12 protein-coding genes and 1 pseudogene are annotated in these 12,963 nt (G+C 41.2%); 9 read left to right on the top strand and 4 right to left on the bottom strand.

What is annotated here, in order from left to right:
- Position 1 precedes the first annotated feature (1 nt).
- From VB693_RS10400 to VB693_RS10420, 5 genes are all read left to right on the top strand, one after another.
- Positions 2 to 1,732 (top strand): diflavin flavoprotein, encoded by a 1,731-nt coding sequence (locus tag VB693_RS10400; RefSeq protein WP_323266196.1) that lies wholly within the window; start codon positions 2 to 4, stop codon positions 1,730 to 1,732.
- Positions 1,733 to 1,805: 73 nt separating this feature from the next.
- Positions 1,806 to 3,809, top strand: a complete 2,004-nt coding sequence (locus tag VB693_RS10405) for a nitrate ABC transporter ATP-binding protein (protein ID WP_323266197.1) — start codon at positions 1,806 to 1,808, stop codon at positions 3,807 to 3,809.
- A 170-nt stretch (positions 3,810 to 3,979) separates the two neighbouring features.
- Positions 3,980 to 4,822: a nitrate ABC transporter ATP-binding protein gene (locus VB693_RS10410; protein ID WP_323266198.1), complete on the top strand. Its 843-nt coding sequence runs from the start codon at positions 3,980 to 3,982 to the stop codon at positions 4,820 to 4,822.
- Positions 4,823 to 5,933: 1,111 nt separating this feature from the next.
- Positions 5,934 to 6,584: a GTP cyclohydrolase I FolE gene (gene folE, locus VB693_RS10415; RefSeq protein ID WP_323266199.1), complete on the top strand. Its 651-nt coding sequence runs from the start codon at positions 5,934 to 5,936 to the stop codon at positions 6,582 to 6,584.
- A 196-nt stretch (positions 6,585 to 6,780) separates the two neighbouring features.
- Positions 6,781 to 7,131, top strand: a complete 351-nt coding sequence (locus VB693_RS10420) for a hypothetical protein (protein ID WP_323266200.1) — start codon at positions 6,781 to 6,783, stop codon at positions 7,129 to 7,131.
- A 166-nt stretch (positions 7,132 to 7,297) separates the two neighbouring features.
- Here VB693_RS10420 and VB693_RS10425 read toward each other — a convergent pair whose 3' ends face one another.
- Both VB693_RS10425 and msrA read right to left on the bottom strand, forming a co-directional pair.
- Entirely contained in the window at positions 7,298 to 7,846 is a 549-nt protein-coding gene (locus VB693_RS10425; protein ID WP_323266201.1) for a pentapeptide repeat-containing protein, read from the bottom strand.
- 282 nt (positions 7,847 to 8,128) lie between these two features.
- Positions 8,129 to 8,587: a peptide-methionine (S)-S-oxide reductase MsrA gene (gene msrA / locus VB693_RS10430; RefSeq protein WP_323266209.1), complete on the bottom strand. Its 459-nt coding sequence runs from the start codon at positions 8,585 to 8,587 to the stop codon at positions 8,129 to 8,131.
- A 140-nt stretch (positions 8,588 to 8,727) separates the two neighbouring features.
- Here msrA and VB693_RS10435 point away from each other — a divergent pair, with 140 nt between their 5' ends.
- The gene (locus tag VB693_RS10435; RefSeq protein WP_323266202.1) at positions 8,728 to 9,795 is read left to right on the top strand and encodes a class I mannose-6-phosphate isomerase; all 1,068 of its coding nucleotides are present in this window, start codon (positions 8,728 to 8,730) and stop codon (positions 9,793 to 9,795) included.
- Positions 9,796 to 9,846: 51 nt separating this feature from the next.
- Here the strand turns inward: VB693_RS10435 and VB693_RS10440 are convergent, their stop codons facing one another.
- The gene (locus VB693_RS10440; protein WP_323266203.1) at positions 9,847 to 10,080 is read right to left on the bottom strand and encodes a Nif11-like leader peptide family natural product precursor; all 234 of its coding nucleotides are present in this window, start codon (positions 10,078 to 10,080) and stop codon (positions 9,847 to 9,849) included.
- 265 nt (positions 10,081 to 10,345) lie between these two features.
- Entirely contained in the window at positions 10,346 to 10,480 is a 135-nt protein-coding gene (locus tag VB693_RS10445; RefSeq protein ID WP_323266204.1) for a hypothetical protein, read from the bottom strand.
- Positions 10,481 to 10,602: 122 nt separating this feature from the next.
- On the opposite strand from VB693_RS10445, the gene VB693_RS10450 reads away from it, so the two are divergent.
- The 3 genes and pseudogenes from VB693_RS10450 to VB693_RS10460 all read left to right on the top strand — a co-directional run.
- Positions 10,603 to 11,217, top strand: coding sequence for a hypothetical protein (locus VB693_RS10450; RefSeq protein ID WP_323266205.1), 615 nt, complete (start codon positions 10,603 to 10,605; stop codon positions 11,215 to 11,217).
- 375 nt (positions 11,218 to 11,592) lie between these two features.
- Positions 11,593 to 11,781, top strand: a complete 189-nt coding sequence (locus VB693_RS10455) for a hypothetical protein (protein WP_323266206.1) — start codon at positions 11,593 to 11,595, stop codon at positions 11,779 to 11,781.
- Between the two features lie 58 nt (positions 11,782 to 11,839).
- Positions 11,840 to 12,891, top strand: a pseudogene (locus VB693_RS10460) (ATP-binding cassette domain-containing protein); the annotation flags it as partial.
- Positions 12,892 to 12,963: the final 72 nt, after the last annotated feature.

The raw sequence follows: 12,963 nt of genomic DNA on the forward strand, positions 1-12,963 counted from the left end.
TATGTCTGCTGTAACAACCAATCGTCAAAGAGATGTTCAGGTTGCTGATATTGGTCAAGATACATTAATTTTGCGATCGCGGACTTGGGAGAGACTAAAATTTGAGGTTGAGTATTCCCGCCAAAAGGGAACTACAGCCAATTCTTATCTTATCCAAGCTGATAAGAAAGCCTTAATTGATCCCCCTGGTGAATCTTTTACGGAAATTTACCTCCAGGAACTAGGGCAACATCTAGATTTCACCACCCTAGATTACATTGTTCTCGGTCATGTCAACCCCAACCGTAGAGCTACTTTACAAGTGTTGCTCTCTCAAGTTCCTCAAGTCACCTTAATTTGTTCTCGCCCTGGGGCTAATGCACTCAAAGCGGCTTTTCCTGAGTGGGAATCACGCATTCAAGCTGTGCGCTCTGAAGATACTCTAGATTTAGGACAGGGACATCATCTTACATTTGTCCGCGTACCTACTCCCCGTTGGGCTGATGGATTGTGTACATATGATTGTGCCACCAAGATTCTTTATACAGATAAATTCTTTGGCGCACATATTTGCGAAGATACCTTATTTGATGAAGATTGGAAAACTTTAGACGCGGAACGTCGTTACTATTTTGAGTGTCTCCATGCACCCCAAGCTAAACAGGTTGAAGTTGCTTTAGAAAAATTCTCGGTTTTCCCCGCCAAATCTTACGCCCCTGCTCATGGGCCAGTTGTGCGTTACAGCCTCAGCCGATTTACTTATGATTACCGCCAATGGTGTCAAGGGCAAAAATCTCAAGAATTAACTGTGGCGTTGCTTTATGCTTCTGCTTATGGAAATACAGCAGTTTTGGCAAATGCGATCGCTCAAGGTTTAATTGAAAATGGAGTTAATGTAGAATCTATTAACTGTGAACTAGCAGATACCGCCGAAATTACCCGCATTGTCGAAGCAAGCGACGGATTTGTTATTGGCTCACCCACTTTAGGCGGCCATGCACCTACTCAGATTCAAACTGCTTTAGGAATAATTTTAGCCACAGCAGCGAAAACCAAATTAGCCGCAGTATTTGGTTCTTACGGCTGGAGTGGAGAAGCCATTGACTTATTAGAAAACAAACTCAAAGATGCCAATTATCGTTTAGGGTTTGAATCAATTCGCGTCCGCTTCACTCCTACAGCTGAAGTTCTTCAACAATGTCAACAAGCCGGTGCAACCTTTGCCCAAAACTTGAAGAAAACTAAAAAATTGCGGACTACCCGCCAAGTTGTTACAGAAACCCATGTAGATCGTACCGAACAAGCAGTAGGGCGGATTATTGGTTCTTTGTGTGTAGTCACAACTCATGATGAAGACACCCACAAAGGTGTTTTAACTTCTTGGGTATCTCAAGCCACCTTTAACCCTCCAGGAATCATGATTGCGATCGCTGATGAACAAAATGCAGATTTAATGTGTCATTCCGGCGATAAATTTGTGCTGAATATTCTCAAAGAAGGTAGAAATGTCCGCCGCTATTTTTCCCGGCAAAGCACTTTAGGAGATAACCCATTTATCAATCTTTCTACTAAAACCGCCGTTAATGGTTCTCTCATTCTCACCGAAGCATTGTCTTATTTGGAATGCACAGTTCAAAATCAAATTAAATGCGGTGACAGATGGTTAATTTATGCAGTAGTGGATAACGGCGAAGTCCTTGAAAACGAAGGATTAACCGCCCTCGAATACCGTAAATCCGGCAGCTATTATTAACCCTTAAAACTCAGCGTCCCTCTGCGCCAACCTCAGTGTCCCTCTGCGTTAAAAACTCACTCCCCCAATTACTATGCCTACATTTGTTGCTGTTGACCAAATTGACAAAGTATTTAACCTAACTGGCGGTGGTCAATATATCGCCTTGAAAGGAATTGATCTACAAATTAAAAAAGGTGAATTTGTTTCTTTAATTGGTCACTCCGGTTGCGGTAAATCGACTTTATTAAATATGATTGCTGGTTTGGATTTACCCACAGAAGGTATTGTGACTCTGGAAGGACAAAGAATTACCAAACCCGGGCCAGATAGGATGGTGGTATTCCAAAATTATTCTTTGTTGCCTTGGCGGACGGTACGAGAAAATATTACTCTGGCTGTAGATTCAGTCATGCGGGGAATGCCGGCAGCTGAACGGAAGGCGATTGTTGAAAAACATATTGATATGGTGGGTTTGCGTCCCCATGCAGATAAACAGCCGGGGATGTTATCGGGGGGACAAAAACAACGAGTTGCGATCGCTCGCGCTCTAGCGATTCGTCCTAAACTATTACTATTAGATGAACCCTTCGGCGCACTCGATGCCCTGACACGGGGTAACTTACAAGAACAGTTAATGCAAATCTGCGAAGAAAATCAAGTTACCGCCGTGATGGTAACTCATGACGTAGATGAAGCAGTGCTGTTGTCTGACAGAATTGTCATGCTCACCAACGGGCCAGAATCGAAAATTGGTGACATTCTCGAAGTTGATATCCCCCGCCCCCGCAAACGCATGGAAGTAGTAGAACACCCCAGCTACTACAGCTTACGGAGTGAGATGATTTACTTCCTCAACCAGCAAAAACGGGTGAAGAAAATCCGCGCCCGTAAAATAGCCGATGTGGCTAGGCATGGGTTAGAAAAAGTTAACCTAGAAATTGGCTTCTTACCCCTCACCGCCTGCGCCCCCTTAGCAGTAGCCAAAGAAAAAGGTTTCTTCACCAAACACGGCTTAGATGAAGTTAACCTCATCCGGGAAAGTAGCTGGCGCGGTATCGTTGATGGTATGGCTGGCGGTTATATTGATGCAGCACAAATGCCTTCTGGGATGCCCATGTGGTTAACACTGGGAGGACATGATAATAAACCCCTCCCCGTTGTCACCTCCCTCACCATGACGCGTAACGGTAACGCCATCACCTTAGCTAAACGCTTCTATGACCAAGGTGTACGTACCTTATCTGATTTCAAAGATTACCTACTGCGTACCCGCGAACAACGCCACATCATGGGCGTAGTGCATCCAGCATCTATGCACAACTTACTCCTACGTTACTGGTTAGCGGCTGGGGGAATTGACCCCGACTTAGATGTAGACATGAAAACCATTCCTCCCGCCCAAATGGTAGCCGACTTACAAGCCGCCACCATTGACGGTTACTGTGTCGGTGAACCTTGGAACTACCGCGCCGCCGAGGAAGGTGTAGGCTTTACCATCGCCACAGACTTAGAAGTTTGGTTAGGACATCCCGGTAAAGTTCTCGCTGTGCGGGAAGATTGGGCAGAGAAATATCCTAATACTTATATTGCCTTAACCAAAGCCTTACTCGAAGCCTGCCAGTATTGTGCTAACCCCGAAAATGCGGAAGAAATTAGACAAATTTTAGCAAGTAGAGATTACGTTAGCACCGATTTAGAATACATCCAACTAGAAGACCCTAACGGCGTTACCTGTGATGTAGACCATCCACTACGCCAGTATGCTCACCATCAATTTTACTCCGAGTCAGCAATTAATCGCCCCAGTCGCACCGAACAAATGTGGATTATGAGTCAATTAGCCCGTTGGGGTGACACTCCCTTTCCTAGAAACTGGGTAGAAATCGTCGAAAGAGTGTGCAGCGTTCGTATATTTAGCACCGCCGCCAGAGAACTAGGTTTAGATATCAGCTACACCCGCCAACCCATTCAATTATTTGATGGAACACCCTTTAACGCTGATGATCCCATCGCCTACCTCAACAGCTTACAAATTAAACGTGATGTTTCAGTTGCCGAAGTCATCCTAGACTCACCCACTAAAAGAGTAGCTTAAATCAAAAACGAGCCTTTGAACTCCGTTCACGAGCCTTTGAACCCCGTTCACGAGTATCAGAACCTCATTCATTTACAAGCAATCAAAACTCCCCATCTTACCCTCATTCTCCGCGTACCTCTGCGCTTACCTCCCCAACCTTTGCGTTAAAAATCCCCCCTCAAATCACCATGCAAAACCGCACTACAACCCTCAAATCCCCCTCTTTCACTGCCAGTAACTCCACACCTTTCTTAGAAATTAAAGACGTTACCAAAGTCTACCCCACCAAAAAAGGCCCCTTCACCGTCCTCGACGGCGTAAACCTCAACGTAGAAAAAGGTGAATTTATTTGCGTCATTGGTCACTCCGGCTGTGGTAAATCCACCTTGCTGAATATGGTGTCAGGCTTTAACATTCCCACCACCGGACAAGTCTTACTAGAAGGTCAACCCATCACCAAACCAGGCCCCGATAGAATGGTAGTCTTTCAAAACTATGCTTTATTACCTTGGCGCACAGCGTTTGAAAACATCTACCTAGCAGTTAACGCCGTTTACCCCAACAAAATAGAAGCCGAAAAACGCGCAATTGTCCGAGAACACCTAGCAATGGTGGGATTGGGTGATGCGATGGAAAAGAAACCCCCCCAAATGTCCGGCGGTATGAGACAACGGGTTTCTATAGCGCGTGCTTTAGCGATTCGTCCCAAAGTCTTAATTTTAGACGAACCTTTCGGCGCACTAGACGCGATTACCAAAGAAGAATTACAGGAAGAACTGCTGAAAATTTGGAACGAAAATCGCTGTACCGTGTTGATGATTACCCACGACATTGATGAGGCCTTGTTTTTAGCAGATAAATTAGTGATGATGACCAACGGCCCACACGCCAAAATTGGTGAAGTCATGGAAATTCCTTTTTCTCGTCCGCGCGATCGCAGCCGCATTATGGAAGATCCACAATATTATAAGCTGCGTAACTACGCCTTAGATTTCCTCTTTAACCGTTTCGCCCACGATGATGTCGGTTAACAGCGTTCCCAGATGACAAAGGTTAGAACTTAGTTTCTACCACCTCTTAGGGTGCAAAATATTGCGCCCTTTTTTTGTCAAAAAGTAAAACCCCAGAACTGGGAATTTCTGGGGTTGTTAACCTGACCACCTCTACTTTTATAGTTGAAAAAACATGGTAGATTTCACGTCCCATTGGACTTAAGTATGTAAGTTATGTCTGAGATAAAACTAGAAAGATTCCTTTTTCTCTGCTATGCAAAATACTAGTATTTCTATATCTTTTATAGGGAGCTAGCCTTGCTAAACAAACTACCACAGATGTATTTTTAAAATCGCATATATTTGGTGTTTCCCATGAAAATTTAAATCATGAATCATTACTTTTGGGCAAACAAAATTTAGATATAAAGATATAATTCCATTGGTTATGTCTGATTTATGATATAAAACTACTTGTTTTATTACTCTTATTCATCAAAAATAAAAGCATCATGATAAACACATGATTGTAGCCCATTAAAGTGACAGAAGACCTCACAAATGTCTGCCTAGGCAGACATTTTTTATTAAAGAAATCAGCGATAAAAATTTGTATCTTAAGTTTCGACTAAAAACATATTTAATCTCCTTGAAAAGCAGACTTCAGATAAATATGTATAAACTGAGCTTTCTGTCTATATCAATTTATCTATGTAAACCATATTTTTTTCAAGCACTCTCTTTTACTCAAAATCTGGACTAAATCTTTTGTTGCGTTAATGTGACAAGACCGTGAGACATTTATAAGATTAGCCGTGACCAATTACCAAATTCAAAGACCTCATTTGGGGTGATCACACAACTAGTACCGCAAAGCGGAATTCAAAATTTAAAATTCGTCATGGAAAGTTTGGCGAGACGGAAACCGACACCACCCACTTTCCCAAAAATTTAAAATGAATACAGCGTAAGTGTTGCGTTGATTTTGAATAGTTGGTTTATTTACATCAAGCTGTACTAGGTTACTCAACACACAGCTTTATCAAAATTTGATATACTCAAGAAGTGTTAAGATATATTACAGTTTCTCATAAGTCAGAATTTCATCTGAAAACTGACCGATTATTCAACATTCTCAGAAAACTCACAAATGACTCTATCGATTCGTCCCGATCTGACTTCTGCCGATCAGGTAATGTTATCTTTAGCACCTAAAGAAAAGCAAACTATCACAGAAGCAGAAATGATGCAGGCTGTGCGAACATTGTTGATTGGATTAGGAGAAGATCCAGACCGTGAAGGGCTAAAAGATACTCCAAAAAGGGTAATGAAAGCCCTACAGTTTCTGACAAAGGGATATGATGAATCTCTGGACGAACTGTTAAATGGAGCAGTATTTACAGAAGATGCTCATGAAATGGTACTGGTTCGAGATATCGATATTTTCAGTTCCTGCGAACACCATATTCTACCAATTATTGGTCGCGCCCATGTTGCCTATATTCCTAATGGCAAAGTCATAGGATTATCAAAAATTGCCCGTATTTGTGAAATGTATGCACGACGCTTACAAGTGCAGGAACGTCTCACCGTGCAAATTGCTGATGCTTTGCAAGATTTACTCAAACCTCAAGGGGTGGCAGTAGTAATAGAAGCCACTCATATGTGTATGGTAATGCGCGGCGTGCAGAAGCCTGGTTCTTGGACTGTTACCAGCACCATGCGCGGCGTTTTTTCAGAAGACGCTAGAACCCGCGAAGAATTTATGAATTTAATTAGACACAATGTCAATTTTCACTAATTGAGATAGGGGTTTGGGGGTGTAGAAGATAAAAACTAATGACTCCCCACTCCCCATTACCCCTTATCCCCAGAGGGGGCCGCGAGTTCCCCACTCCCCATTCTCCTTTGTTACTATGTCCTGATAGACATTTACTTTCTCTGTAAAATTTAATCGGAGTATTCTGGACTATCAGGATTATTTTCCAAGGAACCCCATGAACAAATTTATACTTAGCTTGCTTTCTAGTCCTGTGATGATTGCATCTATGTTGTCTATGACAGTTATGGTGAATCAAGCACAAGCTATTGAGCCAGAAGCTAAAACCACAGATCGGCTGTCCTGTATTAGAAATAAGCATAAAGTAGGTTTAGTATGTGCTAGGGCTTCGGTCTTAGCACAAATTCCTAAATATCAGCCGGAGATTGAGTTTTCTAGCGATGATACTCCTATGTTAGAGTTCAACATCGAAGAAAGTGATGCAGCAACTGATTTATTTAATTGTGACTGTCCTGCTTGTATAAACTCTTTGCGTAAGATGCGCGGTATAGCACCCTTGGTGTACTAACTCATTGATGAGCAGCAACTGGCTGCATACAAATAATGCAATATACTGCATTTGTATTGGCATGGACAACAAAAGACAGTCGCAAGTTAGAGGTTAACTCTATTATGGCGACTGTCTGTTTATTTTTAGGGTAATAAAACCTGCTATTGCCTGCATTTTTGATTCATCAGTGACACCCAGCCCAAGTCACCCATCTGTGAGATAATCCTATACGCATCACTGTTCCGGTCATTTCTCGTTCAGAAATGATTACATCAACCATATTGGCACTACTCAGTTCCGCTTCTATGACATTGCTACCAATCAAATTGGCTTGCTTGAAATTAGCACCAGTGAAATTAGCTCCGCTCATTTCTGCTTCATAGAGGTTTGCACCTAATAAGTTGGCTAGCATTAAATTAGCACCGCGCAAATCAGCACGAGTCAGGTTACTGTCTTTGAGGTTGGCTTTCATTAAATCTGCGCCAATGAGGTTAACCTCAGTTAAGTTTGCACCAATCAAGCTAGCTCCACTCAAATCAGCATCAGTCAAATTAGCTCGACTAAAATTACAGTCATTCAAATTGGCGTGACTGAGGTTAGCACCACTTAAATCTGCTTCTGTAAAATTTACTCCGCTCAAATCAGTGGCGTAAAGATTTATCTGATGCAGATTTGTTTGCTCAAATTTTCTTTCTCCTGCTGCATATAAATCCAGGAGCTTATTAGCATCCATCTGTTGTCACCTCCCATTATTTGTTGGTAGGCCTGCCTAAGTTGTGAGTTAAAACTACCCCAACCACACCAAAGACAATTTGCAGATTGATCACAGACCTAATTTTTAATAAAAACTAGTAATTTAATTGTGATATATTTTTTGGTGTTATGAACAATTACTTCACGGAAATATACGGAATAGATATGTGCAGAGCCACTGCGCGTTAGTCATTAAGACATCCAAGTTTGAGAGATTTGGTTGTTGGTTGCAAGGATATGGAGTAAAGGTCACAGAGTAAAATCAGTGTCTTCGCTTTTTTTCAAAATATTGTTGATGCTCTGGCGTTGCTAAGTAGTATTCACCCGCAGGCTTAATCTCTGTGACAATATCGCGTTCAAACCTACCCGATATCTGAAGTTTCGCCTTTGAGTGCTTCGCTACTTCTTCCTGCTGGGTATTATGAAAAAATATCACAGACCTGTACTGTTCTCCTTTGTCTGGCCCTTGGCGGTTTAGGGTTGTCGGGTCATGGATATCCCAAAACACGGTCAATAAGTCATCATAACTCACAAGTTGAGGATCATACTGTACCTGCACTACCTCAGCATGACCAGTTATCCTCGATAAAACATCAAGATAAGACGGGTGAGGAAAATGCCCTCCCATATAGCCAACTGAGCTTGATGCTACTCCTTTTATCTGGCGAAATGCCGCCTCTACACTCCAAAAACAGCCTGCCCCAAATGTTGCCTTTTCCATTGTTGTGATGTAATCCAACTTTTTCATGTTTAAGTTACCTGATTCCGTTTTCTCCGAGACTCATATTTTTATTAACCTATGGATAGAGGCATTGCCATCTTACTGGATAGAAACTGGATATATGATTAGGTCAGATTTTAATGGATTGGTATCCACTGAAGTTAACTACTAATATCCAAAAATACACTTTTGGAGAACGGCTGATTCCAGAACGACTCGGAAAGCGTGGCTTACCTTCTGGGATAATAGCTGAAACTTGGGAAGTCAGCGACTACAAAGACAAAACAGGAACTGTTGTTAATGGTTATTTGGCTGGTCGAACCTTGCATGAACTCACATTAGCTCACCCTAACAAACTCGTGGGTAGGGGCTGGTATGGGCCATACTTCCCTCTACTATCCAAGTTTATTGATGCTTCTCATATGCTGCCCGTACATCTCCACGCCGATGATGAAACGGCTCAAAATTTGCACAATGAACCAAATGGTAAAACCGAAGCTTGGCACATTCTTTGGGCTGCACCAGGAGCAACAATCTTAGCTGGGCTTAAATCAGAATTTACAAGAGAGCAGCTATTTGAAGCCTTTACAGCCTGTGACTACGATTCTGTGTTGGTGCGTCACTCAATTCAAGCGGGGGATACTGTCTATGTGCCGGCGGGTATCATTCACTCTTTTGGCCCAGATACACTTGTTTTTGAAATTCAACAAACCTCAAATCTAGCTCAATCTGTGATGCCAACGGATTTGTATGGCAACAAATACAACGAACTAGAGTGGTACGCCAATATTAATGCTGCCCTTGATGAGCTAAAAAACCATAATCAACCTCGTCCACATGGTGGACTAAGGTTAGAGTCAGGAGCTAATTTTCGGGTTTTTGGTTGTGCAGGGACTTACTTTGCCCTTGAAAGATGGATTTTGAATGAACCATATTTAGAACTATCTCATCCACGTCGCTGTGTGATTCTCTCCAATGTTAGCAGTGTTGTGCAGCTAGAATTTGCTGCTGGTATTGAGCGGCTTGAACAAGGGGAATCTTGTATCTTGCCAGCAGCTATTGGCGAGGTTCAAATTATTCCAGATGGTCAAACTAATCTGATTGCTTGCTATATCCCAGATTTGCAGCAAGATATTATCGAGCCACTCCAAGCAGCAGGATACAATCTACAGCAAATACAGACCTTGGGTAAGGTGAACTCAATCTAATGGGGTAGGAGTTTATTAGATTAAGTCCTGAACCTTTATTAAGTTGAGAAATTATCTAGGATGAATGTGTCGTCTAGTACCCCAACCTGGATTAACAATCGCTGCCAATTCTTCGTCTGAGAGTTGGCTGATTTCAGCCTCTAGTTCCTCAATTGTGAAGTCATAGCCAGACTCTTTAGCAATCTTGATGAAGGCTTCTGGATTATCTGTTGCTTTGAGTCTTGCTTGTAATGCTTGATCTTCTTTAACAGCTTGCAATAGTTGGGTCGCATTTTGCTGTGTCATAATATTCTCTTTCCTGTTTTAAATATTCAGATTTAAAGGTAGAGCCACAATATTTGAGATGTAGTCAGGTATTTAACCATATTTACACTTTAGATTGACATTGCTCTAATTTTAAATTGCACTATTATTATTCATTTGTCTTGTACCATTAGAAAGAATAAGGACGAAAAAAATCTTCACAAAATTATTTATTTCTCAACCTTTTTTATCTAAAGCACTGATCGTATAGAATCGTCAGCCAAAATTTTTATATTTATTGGTAACGTTAGATGTTTTGATGATCAATATGCCAAATTAATAATTGCTGGCCTCTAAAATCTAATAGCGATCGCCTACGGTGGGGCGGAGCATCGTTGCACCAGGTTGAATCTAGGCGATCGCTTTTTATTTTTAAGCACAAAATCAGGTGATGTCTGCGATGGATTACCGCAACACATTATTTGGTCAGTATTGGTTTGGTGTAATAAAGACCATATAATAATATTTTATATCTAAAATTGAACTTTTAAAAATTAAAGTAACATGACATCTAACAATAGACATAATTTTCTGAGCATTTTAACTCAAGTTGCTGCCGCATATCGAGACCAAAAAAATCAACTTCCGACAACGGAGGAAGTCGTGAATGCGTTATTAGCAGCAGAAACAATCACCAAACAGGAACGACTGAATTACAATTTTGAGTTTCTGGTGGGTAAATGGCGTTTATGTTTTGCTACTGGGACAAAAAAAGCTAGAGAAAGAGGAGGAATAATTTTAGGTAAGGGTTGGTATGTACCAAAACTGGCTACTATTTATATTTCCTTTAACACGACACCAGAGGAAGATTTAAATAGAGGTGAAATTGCTAATCAGGTACAATTGGGGTCAATATTGTTGAAGCTTACAGGGCCAGCAAAGTATTTAGGCAAGAAAAATATACTGGCTTTTGACTTTACCCAGATGTTCCTCAGTTTATTTGGTCGTATCATTTATCGGCAACAAATTCGCTCTAGTCAAGGTCAACCTGAAGAGTTTTACAACCAACCTATCGCTAAACTACCCTTTTTTTCCTTCTTTCTCGTTAACGCACATTTAATTGCTGCGCGTGGACGTGGTGGAGGTTTGGCGTTGTGGATTCGGGAAGATATTTCTTAGACAGCACGTGGCTATATTTCTCTGGAGGTAGTATATTTTTTACAGATTGACTCATAGTGAGTCCAATGTACTGATTGTAGTCTTTCGATACCTATAAGAGTTGGCTAGAGGTGGCTGGAATGTTTCCTGGAGTGATAGCTAACTGGCTCTAGGAAAGGATTCCACTGGCTAGATATATTTTTCGGACATGGTCGTGGCATAATAGTGCAATTCAAGTTGCCAAATCTGGTAAATAAGTTTGCAGAAATACTACATGACGAGTCCTGGTGTTTTTACTTATTGTCTTAACTAAGCGGGGAGTTGAGGCGACATAAAAATCACTTTTAACTCCCAGCCAACACTAAATGCAAACATTCTCATTGTAGGATAAAAATCATGCAAGATACATTATTTACTGAAATCTCATCTCAAGAATCTGCACTCGTTAACGGTGGCGATGCACCAATTTTCACCTCTTTTGCTTTTGACTGGAACAATCTGTTCTACACATTAGGCGTAGGTGCATTCTTCGGTTTAGACCTCTTCAGAGATGCTGTAACATCTCCTATCTTCCGCAGATACTAAAAGACTTCTACCAGTCTTTACTTAACAAATTGTCTGATCAGGCAAAAAATGTATAATTGCTGATCCTGCTGTCGGTCTGCGTTATCTGTCTCCACAAGATTTAGCAGAGGGGTGGAGTGATTGGTTAATGCTATTGCTTGAACCTGATCCAATCAAGTTTCATGAGCAAGAGAATGACAAAGTTGGTGGTTTTTAGCGTTTCTTTAAGCGGATTTGGGCTTTTAGGGGGATTTTAGCGCAGGGTTTACCCCTAAATACATTATTGGGACTTTTATCTTTAGCTTCTCCCTTCTTACTACAAATTCTTATCGATGATGTGTTGGTTCGCGGTGATACTAAACTACTGACTACGATGGCGATCGCTGTGGTAGTGATGAATGTGATTTCTAGTAGTTTATCTTGGGTACAATCTAACTTAATTGCTCACTTTGCTCAACGTCTACAATTAGGCTTAGTTTTAGAATTTAGACGACAAATATTACAATTACCACTCTCTTATTATGAGGCTCGATGGAGTGGAGAAATTGTCAGCCGTCTGCGAGATATTGACCAAATCCTCTACAATCCGGTAATATCCGCATAGGACTTTATAACATAGAAGACCTGGCTCTTGATTGTCTACGTCAACAGATAGTTTTAGTCCCTCAAGATGCTCATTTTTGGAGTCGTTCTATTATTGGAAATTTTCGTTTAGGTACGCCTAATGTTACATTTGAGCAGATTGTTAGTGCTTGTCAAATTGCTGAGGCTGATGACTTTATTAGTAAACTTCCTGAGAAATATCAAACTATTTTAGGCGAATTTGGCGCAAATATTTCTGGCGGACAACGGCAAAGATTAGCAATAGCACGAGCCATCGTTACAGATCCACCAGTATTAATTTTGGATGAATCAACTGCTGGACTTGATCCAGTTAGTGAAGCACAAGTTTTAGATAAGTTATTTAAACATCGTCAAGGTAAAAATACTATTTTAATTAGCCACCGTCCCCAAGTAATTCATCGGGCTGACTGGGTCGTGTTGCTAGATCAAGGTAAGTTAAAAGTTCAAGGTTCTTTAGAAAAATTACGCTCTATATCGGGAGAGCATTTAGACTTTTTAAATTCTTAAATTGAGGATTGGGGAGAGAATAACTAATGACTATTAACTATTGACTCATAATATTATGCTCTACACTCATAA

Source organism: Anabaena sp. UHCC 0399, from assembly GCF_034931465.1.
Taxonomy (GTDB): Bacteria; Cyanobacteriota; Cyanobacteriia; order Cyanobacteriales; family Nostocaceae; genus Trichormus; species Trichormus minutissimus.